The sequence below is a fragment of the Pedobacter sp. MC2016-24 genome (assembly GCF_015223055.1).
Lineage (GTDB): Bacteria > Bacteroidota > Bacteroidia > Sphingobacteriales > Sphingobacteriaceae > Pedobacter.
In genome coordinates, this window is record NZ_JADFBX010000004.1 from 362454 (window position 1) to 381504 (window position 19051).

Sequence of the window (19051 nt, forward strand, 5' to 3'; positions counted from 1 at the left end):
GTAACAATTTGAACTGAGTATTGTTGGATTTTGTATCTTTGATTGAGCTGCACAGGCTTTAACTTAACCCATATTTAAAATGATTGAAGACAGAGAAAGAAAGACAGGAAAGGAAGTCTTAGTGATTATGATTAAGGCCCTTGTTTACTTGCTGTTCGTCTATTTTTACATCAATAAACCCCGGTTTTATTTCGATTATCCTTTGGTCGATAAATTGGCTGGTGCAGTTATGGTTTTTCTGGGCCCAAGTTTAATCGTGTCCTTATTGCGGCTGATTATCATTTATTGGTACATCCGCAAGCATCGGTTTAAAAGCAATATCAAAGACAATTTTATCCTGGGCATCAACCGCATTACTTCTATTCTGGATACGGTTTTTCTAGGAATGGCATTCGTATCTCTGCTCGACATCACGCTGAAGGAACTGGTATTTAGCGTTTCCATTGTTGCTGCTGCAGTTGCTTTAACCTTTAAGGATTATGTAACCAATATGATCAATGGTTTGATCATTATGTTCTCTGACAGGTTATCGCTTGGCGACCACATTCGTGTAGGCGATCACGAAGGAAAGATCCTGGACATTACGCTGATCAACATGATTTTACAGAACGAGGATAGTGATATGGTGATCATTCCCAATTCCGTGGTTTTCAGTTCGGTGATCGTCAATCAAAGCAAGCAAAACATTAAAAAGCTCAGTGTAGAATTTGACATGTTGTTGAGTAATGGGTACACGCCGGAGTATCTGGAAAACTACCTCAGTAAAGTTGTCGGTGATTACTCTGCAAATGTTGTTGAGGGTGGACTTAGTGTAAAAACGATTTCCATCAATAAGGATGTTGTTGTTTTTAAGGTAATGGTTTTACTGAAGCACTACGACAAAGTAAAGGAGCGCGAAATCAGGCGCGCGATCAATACGGCGCTGATCCGGCTATCGGCTACTTTGAAAAAGGATTAAGGGGCAATGGTTTGTCGCCAGTCGTCATCCGGAAAGCGGTATCTAACCTGGTATTGCGGCTATCAGCTGTTTGGTATACTCGGCTTGCGGATTGTTGTAAATATCTTCCGGAAATCCCTGTTCTTCAATTTTACCTTTATTCATCACAATCATGCGGTCTGAGATGTGTTTCACCACGGCCAGATCATGAGAGATGAAAATATAAGTCAGACCAAATTCCAGTTGCAGTTCCCGAAGTAAATTCAATACCTGCGCCTGTACTGACACATCCAAAGCTGAAACCGATTCGTCGCAAATGATGAATTTGGGTTTCAGGGCCAATGCGCGGGCAATGACAATACGCTGGCGCTGTCCACCAGAGAATTCATGTGGATAACGGTCAAAGTGTTCTGGTTTTAAATCAACCCTTTGCAATAGCTCCAGCACCTTTTTCTTGCGTTCGGCATCATTGCTGTACAACTTGTGCACCTGCAAAGGTTCCATGATCGCATTACCTACAGTCAGGCGCGGATTTAAAGCAGAGTAGGGGTCTTGGAAGATAATCTGTACGTCCCTTCTCATTTTCCTCAGGGCTTTGGCATCGAGGCTTCTGATGTTGGTATTTTCAAAAATAACCTGACCTGATGTCGGCTCGACCAACCTCAATATACTACGGCCCAATGTGGTTTTGCCACAACCCGATTCACCCACAAGGCCTAAAGTTTCGCCAGGAAAAACCTCCAGTGAAATGTCATCTACAGCTTTGACATAGGCTTTGGTTTTGCCGAATAATCCGGTGCTGATCGGGTACCAGGTACACATGTTTTTCAGTTGTAACAAAGCGGGCTGGCTGTATAGTTCCGTCCTGCGTGCAGCAATTTCTTCCGGTGTATAGCTGTTTTGTGCCAGCATGTGCTTGACATCGGCACCATTATTTTCAGCGTTCAGAAAGTCGGCAACAACGGGTAATTTTTTTAGCAAACGCTGTGGTGCCGGCCGGCAGGCCAGCAAGCCTTTGGTGTATGGATTTTGCGGATCGTTAAATAAGCTTTTAGCGGGACCCTGTTCTACCACCTGGCCTTTATACATGACTGCAACTTCGTCTGCGATTTCACTGATTACAGCCAGATCATGTGAGATGAAGATCATGGCCATTTGCCGTTCTTCTTTCAGTTTAAGCAGTAATTCGAGTATGGTTTTTTGTACAGTAACGTCCAGTGCTGTGGTTGGCTCATCGGCAATCAATAACTGCGGATTGCAGCTCAGGGCCATGGCAATCATGACCCGTTGTTTTTGTCCGCCCGATAACTGGTGCGGATAACTGTCAAATATATTTTCCGGGCGTGGCAAATGAACTTCTTTAAACAGTTCAATGGTCTGTCTTTTTGCCTCATGTTTGTCCACCTGCTGGTGTAACATAATGGCTTCTTTAACCTGATAACCGCAGGTAAAGACGGGGTTTAACGAAGTCATGGGTTCCTGAAAGATCATGGCAATTTTGTTGCCCCGGTATTTTTTGATTTCTTCTGCAGAAAGGTTTAATAAATTGATTTCATCAAACACGATTCCGCCTTCAATTTTGGTGCTTTGCGGATCGTGCAGCCGCATAATGGAAAAAGAAGTTACCGATTTTCCGGATCCGGATTCACCTACAATACCCAGTACTTTACCTTTTTCTACAGTAAAGCTTACGTTACTAACGGCTTTAAACCAGGATTTATCTTCCCGGTTCAAAAATTCAATGTTCAGGTTGTTTACGTTTAGCATCTCAGCAGCAAGGTAGTAATTTGATCTGATACTATTTGATATTAAACGGGCATTCATAAGGTATATTCCGCTTGTTTGTTTAATTTTGCGCCATGGAAAGAGAAATTCTTGATACCAAGCGTAAAGCTTTAAAGATTAACTTAAACCCTAAGATTTACGGGACCTTCGCTGAGATTGGGGCGGGACAAGAAGTAGCCCGGAATTTTTTTACTGCAGGTGCTGCATCTGGTACAGTAGCTAAAACCATGTCGGCTTACGACATGACTTTTAGTGATGCCATTTACGGCGTAGAGGAGTCGGGGAGATATGTGAGCCAGTCGCGCTTGCTAAAAATGTTGCATCATGAGTTCGGTTTGCTGACTGAGCGTCTGAATACGGAGAAATATGATGACCGGACCTTTTTTGCTTTTGCAGATACGGTTACGACCTTAAATTACAATAAATCCAATGATCCGCATGGCTGGATCGGTATCCGTTTCCAGGCTGAGCCGGGTGGCGAGCCAAATGAAATCTTTTTCCATGTGCGCCTGCTGGACACAGATTCTGCGCTGCAACAAAATGTATTGGGTATCATCGGGGTAAACCTGGTATATGCTGCATTTTATTTCAACCAGGACCCGAGAACCATGATTGAATCGCTGGCGGATAACCTGACGGTAGGGTCGGTCGAGATTGACCTGATTTCGGTTAATGGACCTGTATTTAAAGATGTCAACAACATCTTGCTCAACCTGTACCTGATTGTTAAGGATTTCTCTGATGCTGCCATTTTTGATTCACTGGGAAAACCATGTTTGCCAAAAGATCTTTTGTATAAAAAAGACATCATGATTTTGCGCACCAAATATGCTCAGAAATCCAATCCTAACTTCAGCATGCTCAACAAGGCGGTTGATCAGTTTGTACGTACTGAAAATGTAAAGCAGGATAACCTGAGCGTACTCATTGAAGTACTCATGTCTAATGTGCTGACCGCAGATGAAGAGCTGCCTGAAAACATTGACCTGAATGCCGTAGCCAAAAGGGCAGAAGAGATGTGCAATACCGGTAACCTGGTTATTGTATCCAACTTTACGCGCCACAACAAACTGGCCAAATACCTGGACCGCTGCCGTCCAAAAAGTGTGGGCATTTCTACCAATATCAACAACTTGAAATTTGTATTCAATTCCAGTAATTTTGGCGAGAATTATTCCAGCCAGTTGCTAAGTTATGTGAGTGATATGTTTAGCAAAAATGTGAAGCTTTTTGCCTATCCCTTTTTAGATAAGAAAACCAATGCGGTCATTACAAGTTCAAATATGCCGGTTACCCCGGATGCAAAACCCTTATTTGACTTCCTGAAGGTGAACGGTTACATCACTGATATTGAAGACTACAGCGAAGCTGATGTTAAAACGGTATAGCACTGTTATAGATAAGAATCTTTTGCTACAATCGCCATCAGGTATTCCGGTGTTTCGATTGGTTTGAAACCATATTGTGCATACAGGCCATGCGCATCGTGCGTGGCCAGCACATACCTTCTAAATCCCTGCAAATCGGGATGAAAAAGCATGAACGACAATATTTTTTTAGACAGGCCCTGTCCGCGGTAAGGTTTCAGGACATACACATCTGCCAGGTAGCCAAAAGTAGCCCTGTCGGTAATCCACCTGGCAAAACCTACCTGTTGCCTGTCTTTGTAAATGCCAAAGCACAGGGAGTTCTCAATAGACTTTTTAACGATTTCTATTGGAATCCCCTGTGCCCAGTAAGATTCCGTACTCAGGTATTGATGTATGGCATTTACATCAATTTTATTCGGGTCGTCTGAAAAAATGAAACCTTTTTCTTCAATCTCCATTTTTGTACGGTTTTAAGGATAAATTAATTGTGCCTTGCAGGGATTAGTTTCTCATGTTGATGTACTGTAGGGGCTGACCGAAATCTTCCTTTCTACAAAGCGCAATTACCGCCTGAAGATCATCGATATTTTTACTCTGTACCCGTACCTGATCGTCCATCATCGAAGCCTGAACTTTCAGTTTGCTGTCTTTAATTTTAGCAACGATTTTTTTAGCCGTTTCTTTGTCAATACCTTCTTTAATAGATACTTCCTTACGGATCATGTTGCCAGAAGCATAGGTTTCTTTGCCGAAATCAAGACTTTTAGGGTCCAGGTTCTGTTTAACCATACGCGAAATGATGGCATCTTCAATTGCTTTTAAACGCATGTCATCTTCGGTCACAATGGTAATCACATTGGTCTTTTTATCGTGATCAATGGTGCTCTTGGACGTGTTGAAATCGTAGCGGTTCAGGATCTCTTTTTTGGCGTTGTTCATCGCGTTGTCAAGTGTTTGCGCGTCTACTTTACTTACAATATCAAAAGTGGGCATGATTATAGCTTTAGAATAAAAAATACATTAGATTTATTAATAATTAGCTCATACAAGCTGGGTTACAAATGTAATAACAATTAACCATCAATTTTAACCGATGAAACCATCAATATTGATCGCTTCATAACTAAAACAATTTTTTTATATGAAAACTAACAAGTCAAAAGTGCAAAAAAAAGCTTCAAAAAAAGCAGTTAAAAAACAATTGGAACAAAGTTTAACAGAAAAGATACTCGAAAGTGTTAAACATTTAGGACAGGATGCTGAGAAGATTGGAGGAGACATTTCGTTGGTTAGTAAGTTTGTAGCAAACAAATTGTCAAAGAAATTTAAAAATGTTAAAGACGCGGTAGTTGAGAAAATAGGTGAAGTGAAAGCGGCTAATGAAAAAGCAGCTAAGAAAGCGGCTAAGAAGGCTAAGAAAAAAGTAAAAGCGGTAGAGAAATCTGTAGCCAAAGATGTAAAAAAAGCAAAGAAAACGGTTAAAGCAGCTGTAGCCAAAGTTAAGCCTGTAGCACAAAGTGTGAAAGTACGTGCGATTGCTACAGAAGAAAAAGCAGCTAAAGCATTGGCTAAGCCAGCTAAGAAAGTTGCTTCGAAGGCTAAAACTGTGGCTAAAGCAGTAGAAGATAAAGCCGCCGAGGTTAAAGCAGAAGTTGTATCGGCAGTTAAGCCAGCAGCAAAAGCGGTAGCCAGCAAAGCAGCAACAGTAAAAAAAGAAGTTAAGTCGGCAGCCAAACCTGTAGTTAAAACGGTTAAAGCAAAAGTTGAAGCAGTTAAAGACGCAGCAGTTCAAGATGCAGCAGTTCAAGATGCAGCTAAACCTGCAGCGGCATCGAAACCAGTAGCATCAAAACCAGCGGTAGCGAAAGCAGCGCCTGCAAAAAAGGTTGCAGCCGGCAAAATTACCCCCGCTAAGATCAGTCCAATCAAACCAGCAGCAAAACCAGCAGTAGCTAAAAAAGCACCAGCTAAAACTGCAGAGAAAAAAGTGGCTGGCAGACCAGCGGCCAATGCTGTTCCTGCAAAATCAGAGACGGCTCCTGTAAAAGAAGAAACTGCTCCGGCAACAACTCAAACTACAGCTGCAGATGGCGTAGCTTCTGATAAGAACTAAATATTAAGTATCAACTGCATCGTTGTTGGATAATTAACAATTACTTAACAATAGAATTTGCAGTTTTGCTGAAGGATGTTCCAAAAGAGGGTGTATCATAATTGCTGTTCCCAATCCATTTCCTGCTCATCGTTATCCTGAATTTATTTCAGAAACCCGCTTAAGCAGTATTGAACAGCAGATTTGTGATTCTGAACTGGATTCAGAATGACGGCCATATGATGATACACCTTCTTCCAGGACACCCTTTTTGATTTTGAATCTAGCTAAGCCGACGTGAATACAAATAAACCAATTAAGAAAAAGGCACCCTTTTTAAACCGAGAGATCAGTTGGCTGTATTTTAACGAGCGTGTTTTACAAGAGGTTGCTGATGAGACGGTTCCCCTGATTGAGCGGATTAAGTTTTTATCTATTTTTTCTTCCAATATGGAAGAATTTTACCGCGTAAGGGTAGCCACTTTAACCCGCCTGGCCAACCTCAATGATAAAGCGAAAGAGCTGTTGGGTTTTAACCCTAAAAAGATCTTAAACGAGATCAAAAATATTGTTGTCAAGCAGGAGCGAAAATTTGAGCAATTGTTCAAAGCAACGCTCATCAATGAGCTTGCCCAAAACCGGATCTTTATCTTAAATGAAAGTCAGCTGAACGTAGCCCGTGGACAATTTGTTCGTGAGCATTTCCGCGACAAGATCTTGTCCAACCTGGTGCCGATCATGATCAATCCAGACAAGCCCTTTCCGGAACTGAAAGACAGGCGGCTGTACTTTTTTGTCCGTTTGTCCAGAAAATCTTCCAGCAAGAGCGAAAAGTACGCCCTGATTGAATTGCCGGCAAATTTGCCCCGCTTCCTGGTGCTTCCCGAAACGAATGGGTTAAAGTTTATCATCCTGGCTGAGGACATCATCAAGTACTGCCTGGACGATATTTTTTATGTATTCAATTATGACGTCATCGACGCTTATTCTATCCAGCTTACGCGCGATGCGGAACTGGATATCGATAAGAATGTAAGTGATAAGTTTATAGAAGAATTGCGTGCCAGTCTGGACAAACGTAAAAAGGGTAAACCGATGCGTTTGCTTTACGATACGGAAATGCCATTTGAAATGCTCAGCTATCTGATCAGCAAACTGAAGATCGAGGCCGAGAGCTTAATTCCGGGTAACCGTTACCATCGTTTTGGTGATTTCATTGCCTTTCCGAATGTGGGAAGCAAGGAGCTGGAATATGCGCCTACCATACCCCTCAAAGTAGCAGGATTACACCGTACAGAAAGCATTTTCAATAAGCTTCAGGAAAGAGACTACCTGGTCAATTTGCCTTACCAGTCGTACGATTATATCATTCTTTTTTTACGCGAAGCCGCGATCGACCCAAAGGTTACTGAGATCAACATTACTTTGTACCGTTTGGCGGAAAACTCGAAGGTAGTCAATGCGCTGATCAATGCCGCTAAGAACGGAAAGGTGGTTAACTGTCTGGTAGAGCTGAAAGCCCGTTTTGATGAGCAGGCCAATATTTTCTGGTCTAAAAAAATGGAAGAAGAAGGCGTACAGGTCAATTACGGTTTAACCAATTACAAGGTGCATTCTAAAATATGCCTGGTTAAGCGTATGGAAAAAGGCCGGGCCAAGTATTATGCCAACCTGGCTACAGGTAACTTCAATGAAAGAACAGCCAAATTGTATTGCGATCACAGTATTTTTACGGCTAAAAAAGAAATAACAGACGATTTGCAAAAGCTGTTCAAAGCTTTAAACAAAAAAACAGTGGTCGGAGGTTTTAAACACCTGATCGTATCGCCCTTAGACTCCCGCAGTAAGTTTTACAGCCTGATCGACCGGGAAATTAAAATTGCAAAAAGTGGCAAGCCCGCTTATATGATCCTGAAAGTGAACAGCCTGGCTGATGAAGGAATTGTGCAAAAACTGTACGATGCCAGCAACGCCGGGGTAAAGGTTAAATTGATTGTGCGTGGCATTTGTACCCTGGTTCCTGGGGTACGCGATTACAGTACCAATATTACAGTCATCAGCATCATCGATAAATTCCTGGAACATGCCCGGGTATTCATTTATGGCAATGGTGGCAAGGAAGAAATGTACCTGTCATCTGCCGATCTGATGAGCCGTAATTTTGAGCACCGTGTAGAGGTTGGTTTTCCTGTGCTGGATAAGGAAGTCCGTCAGGAAATCCGCGACATTATTGAATTTCAATTGCAGGACAATGTAAAGGCACGTGACGTTACACGCATGAACAACAACAAATACCATAAAAACAACATGAAGTCCAAAATCAGGGCCCAGGTGCAGACATATAACTACTTAAAAAATAAACATCAATAAATCCATGTTAAGATACGCTGCCATAGACATCGGCTCCAATGCGGTTAGGTTACTAATCGCTGACATCAACAAAACTGAGTACGGTTATTCTTTCAAAAAGAATACATTGGTCCGGGTTCCGCTCCGCCTGGGTGATGACGCCTTCTTAGACCATCACATTTCGGACCGGAAAGTGGCGGATTTGTTGAAAACGATGGCTGCGTTTAAAAACCTGATGGATGTTTATCATGTAGATAAATACCTTGCCTGTGCCACATCGGCCATGCGCGAAGCCGGAAACGGGGCAGACATCATTAAAAAAGTAAAGGAAACGGCTGGCATTGACCTGGAAATTATTGAAGGACAACGTGAGGCCAATATCATTTATGCCAACCACATTGAAGAAAACCTGGATGTGAAGAAAAGTTACCTGTACATTGATGTTGGCGGAGGTAGCACCGAGCTGTCTGTCTTTGTGAACCGCATACCGGTTGCTTCTAAATCATTCGACATTGGTACCATCCGGATCCTGGATAACCAGGATAAAGATGAAACCTGGGAAGACATGAAAAACTGGGTAAAGGAACACACCAAGAACCTTAAAAATGTAGCTGGTATCGGCACTGGTGGAAACATCAATAAGCTGTTCCGCATGTCGGACGAAAAAGAAGGGAATCCATTGACCTTTTTGAAATTAAAAGATCTGTATAACCGTTTAAATGGCTATTCGCTTAAAGAAAGGATCAATGTGCTGGGCCTGAATCCAGACCGTGCAGATGTGATCATTCCGGCCTGCGAGATTTACATTACCTTATTGAAATGGACCGGTATCAAGCAGATTTATGTGCCTAAAGTAGGGATGGTAGATGGGATCATCAGTTTGCTGATCGAAGAAAACCTGATCAAAGGCGTTAAATAAATACCAGGGCCAGATAACGGCCGTGGTGACTTACACAATCGGGATTTTTATTGCGGTAATCTGTATTTGATGGATCGTAATGGTCAATGAATACTTTAATTTGCTGTAATTGTTCCAGGTTTTGTGCTGCTATGGTATGGATGTAATTGCTGTTGATTTCCGTTTGGGTGTAATACAGTTCCGCTTCATACAAGATTTCGCCACTGGCTGTATTTTCGTGCAGCACCAGGTTATTGCATTGGATTGCAGTAGGGGCAAAACTACGTAGTTTAGTATCCCGGGTATGAATTTTATAGGCTGCTTCTTTCATGCTCCAAAGCAACCATACCATTTGTGCGGGTTGGCTTGCACTGTTGATCAGAAATTGTTCTGAACCGGTAAACACTTTTTCCATAAAACCTTTACGGTTCCAGTTGCTGTCTTTGCCGGCCTGTTGCAAATCAACCAGGTCATTCCCGATCATTTGCAGCCAGTTTAGCTTCGATGATCTCGATGGCGGCCCCTACGGTAAGCATGCGCGACATGGAGTCGTTGTCTATTTCAATCCCAAATTCTTCCTCTACATCAAGCACAATGTCAACCAGGTTGGCCGAATTGATCTTCAGGTCTTTAATGAAATCAGTTTCCTCAGTTAAATGTGCCAGGGCATCAGTTTCCTGAGCATATGTGGTAATGATGGCTTTTAGTCGGCTGGTTAGTTCTGGTTTATCCATGGTTATATTTTTTAAAAATGAGGCATGCGTTGACGTCGCCGAATCCAAAACTGGCTTTGGCAATGATGTTTAGTTTTTTGCTGATGCATTGCTGTGGGATGCATTCCGGATCTACCCATTTGCTGATGTCCGGGTGCAGATCTTCGCAATTGATATTGGGAAAGATGAAATCCTCCTGCAGCTGCAATACCGAAGCTACACATTCTATACTACCTGCAGCACTCAGGCAATGGCCGGTCATGCTTTTCAGGCTATTGATATGGGGAAAATCTTTGCCGGAGCGCTGTAAAGCTTCAGACCAGTTCTGTATTTCCAGTGCATCCTTGCTTGTTGCTGTCAAATGCCCATTGATCAGATCAATATCAGCACTTTGTATTCCTGCATTGCTTATCGCGCTGCGGATGCACCGTTGTACGGCAATACTGTTTGGTGCGGTCATCGATCCCGATCCCCTTTGTCCACCAGAATTGATGTGGCCACCAAGTATTTCTCCGTAAATCCTGGCGCCACGATTTAAAGCCGTTTCCAGGTCTTCCAGCAGCAATGCTCCGGCGCCGCTGCCCGGCACAAAACCGCTGGCACTTGCACTCATGGGTCTCGATCCGCTTTGCGGATCTTCATTGTGTTTAAACGTGCAGACTTTCATGGCATCGAAACCCGCCCAGATGTATGGCCCACTGTCGCTCGCGCTACCCGCCAGCATTCTCTTTGCCTGACCGCTTTTAATGCGTTCATAAGCCATTAAAATGCTTTCTGCGCCAGTTGTGCATGCTGATGAATTGGTGCTCACCTGATTGCCCAGACCTAGTTTGCCACCCAGGTAGGCGCTGATGCCACTGGCCATGGTTTGCAGTACTGCAGTGCTGCCCAATCGGCGTACTTGTTTGTCGTCTATTTTTAGGATGGCTTCTCTAAACTTTTCAATGCCCGACGTGCCAGCGCCGAAAATGGTGCCGCTGTCCCAATCGGGTTCTTCATTTTGAAGGATTGGTAAACCTGCATCTTGCCAGGCATCCATTCCTGCAATGAGTCCGTACAAGATTCCGGTGCTGTTGAAACCGCGCAATTCCAATGCTGTGAGGTATTGCGCGGCCAGTGTGTCGTCAATTTCCGGCTTGCCGGCAATCTGGCAGGAAAATGCCAGTTCGGCCAGTTGCGGGTCAAAGCGGATGCCCGACAAGCCATTTTTAATGGCTGTGGAAAAAGCGCTCAGGCCAACTCCATTTGGAGCGGCTACACCCATGCCGGTAATTACCACACGTTTATGCATTCATTTTATTGGTTACCATACCGGCAATGGTGCCTTTACAAACCACATCACCAGCTTCGTTTAACATTTGTACGTTACAGTTCAGCTTTTTAAAACGGAAATAAACTTTTTCGGCAACAACCGTTACTTTTTCACCTGGAAATACCGGTTTCATGAAATCGATCGCGGTAGAGGTGAGCATCACATGACCCGGCATGCCACCTTCAGCCGTGCCAGACAAGTAAATGCCCAGACAAACCAGTCCAATCTGAGCCATGGTTTCAGTTAAAATTACCCCAGGCGTAACCGGGTTATCTTTGAAGTGACCTTTATAAAAATCCAGTCCGGCATCAAAAGTATAGGATCCTTTTACGCCGTTTTCATCAATTTCCTGTAAATCATCTACGAATAAAAAGGGCTTGCTATAAGGTAAGTGGGCTAAGATGTCTGCTTTGTTCATGTTGTTATATTGTTGTAATTTATCGTTTTTTTTGATTGATAACGGCCGAGGTAAAGTCCTTGACAATCAATTCTTCTACCATTTCAAAAGTATCCTTTGTGCGGAAAATCCCGGGCCGAAACTCAGCATTAAACCCAACGTTCCGGGTTGTTGCTCTTGTTCCATAAAGCGCTCTAACACATAAAGCACTGTGGCACTCGACATATTCCCATACTCGCGGAGTACGCTTTTAGTCTCATTTATATTTTTGCCTAAATTACCAAATAAGGATTCAACTATCTGAATAATTTTTTTTCCACCCGGATGAAAAACCATATGTTCAATATCGGCAATAGTCAATCCGTTCTTTTCCAGAAAAGGATGGATAATTTCCGGGAAATGACTTTCAATCTGATCCGGAACCGCTACATCCAATACCATTTGTAAACCGTTATTGCACAGTTCAAAGCCCATCAACTGCGTAGCATCGTAGAAATGATACATTTCTTCAGCGATCATTTCAGGTCCCTGATCGTCCGGATGTGCAGAAAGCAAAACCGTGGCGCAGCCGTCACCAAATATCGCTGCACTGACAATATTGGCCATCGAAAAATCCTGAAGCTGGAAAGTGGCCGTTGGCGATTCCATAGCCACTACTGCTGCACGTTTACCAGGATTGGCTTTCAAAAAATTCTTTGCATAAATCATACCCGATACCCCAGCTGCACAGCCCATTTCCGTAACTGGTAGCCGCACAATATCCTGTCGTAAATGCAAAGCATTGATCAGGTAAGCATCCAGGGATGGAATCATGATTCCGGTACAACTGACTGTAATGATATAATCCAGATCTTCTGCCTTCCAATTCGCCTTTTCCAATGCTTTCTGCAGGCACGATCCAGCCAGTTTTATTCCTTCCCTGGCATAAATCCGGTTTCGTTCTTCAAAAGACGTATGGCTAAAAACCTCTTCTGGCGACATGATCGAATAGCGCTTATCTACTGCCGCCTGTTCAAATATCTTTTTCACTTTTTTGATAAACCGGGGTTCCTGATCCTGCAGCCAGGTATCCAGAAAGGGGAGGATCTCTGCTGTTGTCCTGTAATATTCAGGAACTTGTTTGGCCAGGGCTACTACACGTACGCTCATAATTTAGAAATGATAAATTGGTAACGGAATGCCCATTTCCAGTGTAAAATGAAATGATTGGCGGGAATGGCTTTGGCATAAGCCAGTAAGTCAGGTCTTTTAAAGCCTCTTAAAATCGAAACCAGTCCATCATCTTTAGACATTTGGTTTAAACCAAATACAAAACACAAAGCTATAAAAAGGTAATAAGCGATGGCACTGCGTTGTAAGTCGTTAATCACGATACCCAGACTGACTTTTTGGTGAAAAGCTTTCAACAGCGTGACGATCTCGGCGTCTTTAAAATGATGCAGCGTCAGCGTGCATAAAATGATATGATACGATTCAGTTTTTTGAATTTCTTCAAAAATGTCTGCGCAAATGTAACTGATGTTTGGATAGCCGGCCGACAGTTCACGGGCATGCCCAACGGTAAAATTATTGGCATCAATACCCAGCAGTTTAAATTTTAATCCCTTTTTTATGGCGTAGTCTGCCAGTACACGCAACATATCGCCGTTGCCACAACCTACATCTAAAATGCGGATTTCCTCCTGCGTACCTGCTGTTTTTAGCAAGTGTTTTACACCCGCTAAACTGACTTTATTGCCGCCTAATAACCGGTTGATGCTGGCTATTTTATCCAGTGCATCGCGCAATATTTCACCTTCCATCAGAAAGTTATCCATGATCTCGGGTGCATCGCTTCTTTTGCTGGTATCTACAAACATTTAAAATGGTTTACCATGGGTTCTTTTGATGATTAAAGGCAATGCTGATGGATATTTAACCAACAGACTTAATAAAGGTTTGAATAGATTTTCTTTTCTGATGATTTGTGACAATAACCTGCCCATACGCAACCTGCTTTTAAATTGCCGGTTCCAGGCCAGCGTATAATTTGTTTCCAGTAATTCCCTTGAGGGAACAGGGTTTTTCAAATAATTGAGCAACAGCTCAGCACAAATTTTAGCACTGTGTATGGCCATAGCCATGCCGTTCCCGCAAAGCGGATGAATCAAACCTGCGGTGTCACCAATCATCAGCATGTGCTGATACACCGGCTCCTTAGCATCAAATGAAATCTGGCTGATGGTAATTGGTTGTTCAAAAAGTGGGCTGCTGCGTTCAAAAATCTGTTTCAGGTGCGGATTCTTAAACAAGACCTGCTGCTGAAAATCCTGCAGGTTTTTATGCGTTTTAAAATGGGCGTAATCGGTCAGGTAACAGATGTTGACGCGGTCTTTCTCCACCTTAGAAACGCCACAATAGCCACCTTTAAAATTGTGCAGGGCTACCAAATCATCTTCAAATTCAGCCTCGTAATGTGCTTTTACAGCGAGCCATGGAGATTTTTTCTGTATAAATGGGCGTTGTAGTTTCTGGTCAATTACTGATCTTTTGCCATAAGCCCCAATCACCAATTCTGCAGTAAGCGTTCCCGAAGTAGCGGTATGGACCTGAAACTGGTTGTTGTTAAAATCGACCTGGTTTACCGTATCTGTGATGATTTCAGCACCATGGAGCTTTGCCTGCTCCAGTAAAAAATGATCCAGGCTGAAACGGCTGATGCCAAAGCCACCTATAGGTAAATCGGCACATACACTTTTGCCAGATTCGGCAGTCAGTTCAAACCTGGAAATCGAGCTGGGGCGTAAACTTGAAATGTCCAGTTCCAGCCAATCCAAATAAGGTTTTACTTCATTGGAAATGTATTCTCCGCAAACCTTATGCTGCGGATATATGCTTTTTTCGATTAAGGTAACTGCAAAACCCGATTTTAAGATGTGAATTGCAGCAGTCAGCCCCGCTAGTCCGCCGCCAATAATTATGAGTTTTCTATCGGACTTATCTGTCATACTTGTCGTTTCAGGCTTTCCCTAAGATACTTAAAAAGATGGGCTAAACCCTAATCTTAAATTTATTCAGTTCCCGGTTCTGAATTTAAGTATTCTGTGCGTTAAATGTTTTATCTTTAGCGTGTACATAATGCTTTACGTGATATCTCATTCCTTAATTTTTAAAACATGCGAGTTGACCCAGTTGAAGTTATAATTAAAGATGCTATTAAAGAAGTCAGTGCTTTGGCAGAACGCTTACCGGGAGTTGTATTGTTACATGACATGCGGGACTGGTCGGTGGCCTGGATGTCTAAAATGGGGTTACAGGAATTGGACATTTCACTGGAAGAATTAACCAGTTTAACTGCTGAAGAATACTATGCAAGGTTTTACAACAGTCAGGATTCCAAAGATTATGTAGGTAAAATACTGACGCTCATTGAGGGCAATAATGACAATTATCTGTACAGTTGTTTTCAGCAAACCAGGCGTTCTCCAGCGCATGACTGGAAATGGCACATCGCCAGCGCACGTATCTTTCTTCGTGATGAAAATGGCAAACCGCTGTTGGTTATTGCAATTGCCTTTCCTGTTGACGATAAGCACCACATGGCCAATAAGGCTACGCGCTTACTGGAAGAGCACACTTTTTTGCGTAAAAACCTGAGTAAATTTGTCAGTTTGAGTAAGCGTGAGCGTGAAGTATTGCGAATGATGGCATTGGGTAAAAGCTCATCTGACAGTGCTGAGGAACTTTTCATTTCCAAACTAACGGTAGAAACCCACCGCAAAAACATTAAAAACAAGCTCGAGAGCAATTCTTATTTCGAGCTTTGCCAGTATGCGCGTGCTTATGATCTGATTTAAAGCACTAGACTTTAAATTCATCCAGAGAGTAAGGCATTTCTTCGCAAAAGAAACCGTAGGTTTTTAATACCCGGGTTACGGCGGCTACACAACGTTTTGCACTCACTACCCGTAAAATTTTATCCTCGTCTTCCAAAGCAAAAGACCAGTTTTTAGCACCCAGTAAATCGTCCATTTTGTTTTTAATGGCGGTCAGATCGTAGCGATCGCGTACCGACGTTTTAAAAATAATTACGTTCATCACTCAATAATAAAATTGTTTTCAAATATTGCTTAATTAGTCCTCTTGAATTCCGTGTGATCCGTTCAGGTGCTTTGGTCAGGCTCTTGCTTAGGTTGTCATTCAAGAGATCTTCGGTACCTTGCGTCCCAGAGGATGGTAGTGGAATCTTGTTAAAGATGACTGATTTATCGTAATCTGAAAAGGTCAAGCCTGTTGAAACAGACAAAAATGGGGGCGAATGGTCAGAAATTACCGGTAAACGTAAAAATACAATCCAGCCTACTTGTTGGCCAGCCAATCTAAAAACGGTGTAGTTTTCTCTTTGCTAATGGTAATGGTTTCCTTAAAAGGAATATTGAGATTGATCACCATTTTGCGCGAAAAAAAGTGTGCAGCATCTTTTATCGCTTTGCGGTTTAACAGAACCTGGCGGTTTACCCTGAAAAAATCATCTCCGCAACTGCGCTCCAGTTCTTCCATTTTCTTGTTGATCACATAGTTTTTACCGTCAAAGCTCAAGAGATTGGTTTCTTCAAACTGGATGTAGAACAAGGCAATCTGTTCTGTTTTAACGGGGATGATCCGGTCTTTGTAATTGACCAGGATGGATGTGGTTACCTGGGTTTTTTTCTGGGTAAAAAGCTCAAAAATGGCATCGTAAGAAACCGGTTCTGCAGCAAACCCTTTACGTAAGGTATGGTATTTATTGATGGCCTGGGCTACAGCCAAAGCCGTTACCGGTTTTAATATGTAATCAATTCCAGTAGTGCGGAATGCATTGAGTGCATATTCATTGTAAGCTGTGCAAAAAATGATGGGTGCGGTAATGTTTACCGATTTAAATATGTCAAAACTTAGCCCATCGCCAAGCTGTATGTCGCTAAAAATCAAGTCGGGCGCGGGATTGTGTTTAAAATATTCCAATCCTTCCTTTACCGAGCTTAAACTGGCCATCAGCTGCACATCAGGTTGCAGTTTGACAATCACATCTGCCAGATCCTCTGCCGTTAATTTTTCATCTTCAATGATTACAATCTTCATGGTTCAATAGTTTTAAGCTTACCGAAAAGGAGTGTCCGTCGTCTTTAATTTCAATTTCATCCCCAGACAGGAGGTTGTAGCGTTCTGCTAAATTGGCCAGTCCGCTACCGGTTGAGTCTTCAATAGTCGTTTTCAACTGGATGTTGTTGACCACCGTGATCCAATCGTTTTGCTGATCAATGCTGATGTTCAAAGGTGCGGCTTCGGTCAGTTCATTGTGTTTGATTACATTTTCCAATAGGGGCTGTAGCGAAAATACGGGCAACACTTTTCGTCGGTTTTCTGCATCCTGAAGATTAAAAGAGAAGCTGAGTGCATCTCCGAAGCGTACTTTTTGCATCTCCAGGTAATCGGTACACAGTTTAACTTCATCGTGCAGACTGGCCAGTCCGCTTTTGTTGCCAGAAACAGAGGCCCGGAGAAAGTCGGACAAGCGTACCAGGTAATCTTCGGCCTTTTCCGGATTTCTTTTGATCAATGATTTTAAAATGTTTAGTGCATTGAACAAAAAATGTGGGTGGATCTGTTGTAATAACAATTGCGTAGCCGCTTCGGAACGTGCGGCATTGAGCCTGGAGTTTTCCACTTTGGCTTTGTTGTTGGCGTCCTGCACAATGATATAGTTTTGCCAAAGCAACACAATCCCATTGAGTAATGTACCCTGTAAAGCGAGGTACATGTAAAGCATGTTACCTTTTGCTTTTAGCGGAGCGGGGGCTGTGATGATGTTTTGTTCGGCCAGGTAATGATTGATCACATAGATTCCCAGGATCACCGTTATGCTCCAGGTGATGCTGGCCAGGTAAAATCGTTTGGTATATTTTCTGGATTGTGCCGGATCTTTTTTATCCAGTAAAATGAGCAGGCCAATGTTGCCGAGGCTGACTAATACAATGAGCAATAAAGCGTTTATGGTTTTAACCAATGCTCCGTTTAAATTTTCGCCTTCCATAAAGGAAGCGATAAATAAAAAGAAACTGACTGCGAGGCAAAAACAGGAGTTTAATTTTAACAGGTTTTTAAGGGGCAGATTTGTTTTCATTGGTCTATCGATTCGTTTTTACCGGCGATGAAGCTATCCTGGTGATGTTCATTGCTTACAAATATATTGAGGATTGAGGAGTAATGTTTATTTAATCACAAAGCCCATGTTGACATTGAAAAATGGCGCGGATATTTTTGTTCTGGATTTGTAGTTGTCTATCTTGTCGTTTACTTTTAATAATCGGGTAGTTAAAGAGCTTTTATAGCCGCCTTTTAGTCCCACCAATATTTTTTTACCCAGGAAACGCTCATAGGCCAGGCTGGCATTGATGTCGTTGGAGTTCCATTCGTAATTGCCTTTTCGGTATTGCATTTCTGCCTCTTGTTTGATGAAAAATGAATTGTTGGTCAGCTCAATTCCTGTACTTAACCAACCGTTAAACACTCCCGGGCGCCTAAGCATTACCCTTTGCGGCAATACCATATCCAGTTCCCACTGGCTGTTGCTGAGTTTATGCCAGTAAGAAAACAGGGGGAAGAAAGGAATCAGTCCGGAGCCATCTAAATTTATGGCAATACCTATTGTAGTCAGGGTTGTCGCATTTGCCTTCAAAACGAGCGAAGAGGAGAGCAGTCCGGTCATTTTTTTAGGGTTGAAAAAGTTGGAACTACCCAGTACCACGGTAGCAGTATTGATCATCGGTTTGTTGAACAATGTAGTGCGGTACATACCAGAGAGTGCAGCGTCGAAATCGTCGGTATTGAATTTTGATTTTTGAAACAGGCCAGATGCTTCTTTGTGGTAATACCTGAGGTTTGAACGGGTGTAGGAAAGTGCTGTGGTTACTGAAAACTGTTTGTTTGTATAGAGGGGAATGACAGCTGCAATTTTTAAACGTTGCTCTGAAAGTTCTCCTTCCTGCTGTAAATCTCCTTCCTTACTGTAACGCTTATAATTTGCGTCGCCAAAAAAATCTTTTTGAATGGTAATCAGTTTTGAGTTGGCTGCAGGGTAGCGATTTTGTTGTGCTTGCAGGGTAGTGGCAAAAATGATCAGCGTAATCAGTAAGGGAAATCTCATGCAATTGTGTTTCCACAAAGCTGGGTAGTCGTG

The 19051-nt window shown here is 42.7% G+C and carries 21 protein-coding genes; 6 read left to right on the forward strand and 15 right to left on the reverse strand.

From position 1 onward, the window contains the following. The first annotated feature begins 79 nt into the window (after positions 1-79). Entirely contained in the window at positions 80-958 is an 879-nt protein-coding gene (locus IM797_RS12520; protein WP_194127467.1) for a mechanosensitive ion channel family protein, read from the forward strand. A 42-nt stretch (positions 959-1000) separates the two neighbouring features. Here the strand turns inward: IM797_RS12520 and IM797_RS12525 are convergent, their stop codons facing one another. Continuing rightward, complete coding sequence (locus IM797_RS12525) at positions 1001-2704, reverse strand: ABC transporter ATP-binding protein (protein WP_194127468.1); 1704 nt, start codon at positions 2702-2704, stop codon at positions 1001-1003. Positions 2705-2796: 92 nt separating this feature from the next. Here IM797_RS12525 and IM797_RS12530 point away from each other — a divergent pair, with 92 nt between their 5' ends. Then, complete coding sequence (locus IM797_RS12530) at positions 2797-4110, forward strand: nicotinamide mononucleotide adenylyltransferase (RefSeq protein ID WP_194127469.1); 1314 nt, start codon at positions 2797-2799, stop codon at positions 4108-4110. 5 nt (positions 4111-4115) lie between these two features. Here the strand turns inward: IM797_RS12530 and IM797_RS12535 are convergent, their stop codons facing one another. After that, positions 4116-4550 (reverse strand): GNAT family N-acetyltransferase, encoded by a 435-nt coding sequence (locus IM797_RS12535; RefSeq protein ID WP_194127470.1) that lies wholly within the window; start codon positions 4548-4550, stop codon positions 4116-4118. Positions 4551-4593: 43 nt separating this feature from the next. Then, a complete protein-coding gene (locus IM797_RS12540; protein WP_194127471.1) occupies positions 4594-5085 on the reverse strand; it encodes a YajQ family cyclic di-GMP-binding protein in 492 nt (163 codons plus the stop codon). Positions 5086-5233: 148 nt separating this feature from the next. On the opposite strand from IM797_RS12540, the gene IM797_RS12545 reads away from it, so the two are divergent. The 3 genes from IM797_RS12545 (at position 5234) to IM797_RS12555 (ending at position 9452) form a co-directional block, all read left to right on the forward strand. Further along, a complete protein-coding gene (locus IM797_RS12545) occupies positions 5234-6205 on the forward strand; it encodes a hypothetical protein (protein WP_194127472.1) in 972 nt (323 codons plus the stop codon). A gap of 276 nt (positions 6206-6481) precedes the next feature. Then, entirely contained in the window at positions 6482-8554 is a 2073-nt protein-coding gene (gene ppk1 / locus IM797_RS12550) for a polyphosphate kinase 1 (RefSeq protein WP_370583080.1), read from the forward strand. Positions 8555-8558: 4 nt separating this feature from the next. Beyond that, positions 8559-9452 (forward strand): exopolyphosphatase, encoded by an 894-nt coding sequence (locus IM797_RS12555; RefSeq protein ID WP_194127473.1) that lies wholly within the window; start codon positions 8559-8561, stop codon positions 9450-9452. Here IM797_RS12555 and IM797_RS12560 read toward each other — a convergent pair. The 7 genes from IM797_RS12560 to IM797_RS12590 all read right to left on the reverse strand — a co-directional run bounded on the left by IM797_RS12560 (position 9445) and on the right by IM797_RS12590 (position 14840). Continuing rightward, entirely contained in the window at positions 9445-9915 is a 471-nt protein-coding gene (locus IM797_RS12560; protein ID WP_194127474.1) for a 4'-phosphopantetheinyl transferase superfamily protein, read from the reverse strand. The genes IM797_RS12555 and IM797_RS12560 overlap by 8 nt on opposite strands. After that, the gene (locus IM797_RS12565; RefSeq protein ID WP_194127475.1) at positions 9902-10165 is read right to left on the reverse strand and encodes an acyl carrier protein; all 264 of its coding nucleotides are present in this window, start codon (positions 10163-10165) and stop codon (positions 9902-9904) included. The genes IM797_RS12560 and IM797_RS12565 overlap by 14 nt, the downstream gene beginning before the upstream one ends. Then, positions 10158-11435, reverse strand: a complete 1278-nt coding sequence (locus IM797_RS12570) for a beta-ketoacyl synthase (protein WP_194127476.1) — start codon at positions 11433-11435, stop codon at positions 10158-10160. Before IM797_RS12570 ends, IM797_RS12565 begins: the two co-directional genes overlap by 8 nt. After that, a complete protein-coding gene (locus tag IM797_RS12575; protein ID WP_194127477.1) occupies positions 11428-11874 on the reverse strand; it encodes a 3-hydroxyacyl-ACP dehydratase FabZ family protein in 447 nt (148 codons plus the stop codon). The genes IM797_RS12570 and IM797_RS12575 overlap by 8 nt, the downstream gene beginning before the upstream one ends. A gap of 75 nt (positions 11875-11949) precedes the next feature. Continuing rightward, complete coding sequence (locus tag IM797_RS12580; RefSeq protein WP_194127478.1) at positions 11950-13002, reverse strand: type III polyketide synthase; 1053 nt, start codon at positions 13000-13002, stop codon at positions 11950-11952. Then, positions 12999-13712: a methyltransferase domain-containing protein gene (locus IM797_RS12585; RefSeq protein ID WP_194127479.1), complete on the reverse strand. Its 714-nt coding sequence runs from the start codon at positions 13710-13712 to the stop codon at positions 12999-13001. The genes IM797_RS12580 and IM797_RS12585 overlap by 4 nt, the downstream gene beginning before the upstream one ends. After that, a complete protein-coding gene (locus IM797_RS12590) occupies positions 13713-14840 on the reverse strand; it encodes an NAD(P)/FAD-dependent oxidoreductase (RefSeq protein WP_194127480.1) in 1128 nt (375 codons plus the stop codon). A gap of 168 nt (positions 14841-15008) precedes the next feature. On the opposite strand from IM797_RS12590, the gene IM797_RS12595 reads away from it, so the two are divergent. Continuing rightward, positions 15009-15689 carry a response regulator transcription factor gene (locus tag IM797_RS12595; protein ID WP_194127481.1) on the forward strand — a complete coding sequence of 227 codons (681 nt, stop codon included), beginning with the start codon at positions 15009-15011 and terminating at the stop codon, positions 15687-15689. 4 nt (positions 15690-15693) lie between these two features. On the opposite strand, the gene IM797_RS12600 is transcribed toward IM797_RS12595, so the two are convergent. The 5 genes from IM797_RS12600 to IM797_RS12620 form a co-directional block, all read right to left on the reverse strand. Then, positions 15694-15930, reverse strand: a complete 237-nt coding sequence (locus tag IM797_RS12600) for a hypothetical protein (RefSeq protein ID WP_194127482.1) — start codon at positions 15928-15930, stop codon at positions 15694-15696. Continuing rightward, complete coding sequence (locus tag IM797_RS12605) at positions 15911-16210, reverse strand: hypothetical protein (RefSeq protein WP_194127649.1); 300 nt, start codon at positions 16208-16210, stop codon at positions 15911-15913. Before IM797_RS12605 ends, IM797_RS12600 begins: the two co-directional genes overlap by 20 nt. Continuing rightward, entirely contained in the window at positions 16192-16953 is a 762-nt protein-coding gene (locus tag IM797_RS12610; RefSeq protein WP_194127483.1) for a LytTR family DNA-binding domain-containing protein, read from the reverse strand. The genes IM797_RS12605 and IM797_RS12610 overlap by 19 nt, the downstream gene beginning before the upstream one ends. Continuing rightward, on the reverse strand, positions 16934-17995 hold the full coding sequence (locus IM797_RS12615) for a sensor histidine kinase (RefSeq protein WP_194127484.1): 1062 nt from the start codon (positions 17993-17995) through the stop codon (positions 16934-16936). Before IM797_RS12615 ends, IM797_RS12610 begins: the two co-directional genes overlap by 20 nt. Positions 17996-18082: 87 nt before the next feature. Continuing rightward, positions 18083-19018: a hypothetical protein gene (locus tag IM797_RS12620; RefSeq protein ID WP_194127485.1), complete on the reverse strand. Its 936-nt coding sequence runs from the start codon at positions 19016-19018 to the stop codon at positions 18083-18085. Between the last annotated feature and the right edge of the window lie 33 nt (positions 19019-19051).